General features: G+C 72.6%; 1 protein-coding gene. It reads right to left on the bottom strand.

All coding sequences use genetic code 11. The features are described from left to right. The coding region (locus tag AC01FP_RS17995; protein ID WP_474482161.1) for a sensor histidine kinase at positions 1–899 on the bottom strand (899 nt) is incomplete at both ends.

Here is an 899-nt window from a genome sequence, read left to right as displayed (position 1 = left end):
CAGCCGGCGCCACCGTACTTGATGGCGTTGGACCCGAGGTTGAGCACGATCTGGCGCAGGCTGCGCGCCTCGCTGTGCACCGCCATGCCGGTGCCGGGCGCCAGGGCCAGCTCGATGCCCGCCTCCTCGGCCATCGGTACCAGCATCTGCATGCTGCCGGCGAGCAGTTCGTCCAGGTCCAGGGGAGCGAGCACCGGCAGCAGCTTGCCCTGTTCGATGCGCTGCAGCTCCAGCAGATCGTCCACCAGCGCCAGCATGTGGCGCCCGGCCTTCAGCACATGACCCATGAAGACCGGCGGGTTGCCCGGCAGCCCGGCCAGCTCGCCGCGCAGCAGCTCGCCGAAGCCGAGGATCGCGTTCAGCGGCGTGCGCAGTTCGTGGCTGACGCGCGACATGAAGGCCGCCTGCCGGCGCCCGGCCTCTTCGGCCGCGGCACGTGCCTGGCGTGCATCGGCCAGCTCGCGCGCCTGCGTCATGTCGCGGATCAGCGCCAGCGTGGCGCCCTCGGGCAGCGGCATGTAGCGCGCCTCGAAGAGGTGCGTGCCGCCGCGGGCCATCGGCAGTTCGTAGGTGTGGCTCGCCGGGCCTTCGCCGCGGTGCGCCTGTTCGATCAGTGCGCGGGCCTGCTGCGCCAGCGCCTCGGGCACGCCGTCGCTGATGAGGCGGCCCAGCTTGTCGGCCCAGGGCGCCGACAGCGACGGGTGCTGCGGGTCGCTCACGTCGGCGTAGCGGTTCTGGGCATCGACCACGATCCACAGGTCGGGCAGGGCGGCGAGCAGGTTCTTGAGCTGGCGGCGCGACTCCTGCAGCGCCAGCTCGGCCTGCTTGCGCTCGGTGATGTCCTGCAGCGCGCCCTGCACGCCGGCGATGCGGCCGAGCTCGTCGCGGGCCGGTTCGCC

This window comes from Cyanobium sp. NIVA-CYA 375 (genome assembly GCF_056108345.1).
The sequence above is the reverse complement of the archived record's forward strand: the minus strand, read 5'-3'. Positions and strand labels throughout refer to the sequence as shown.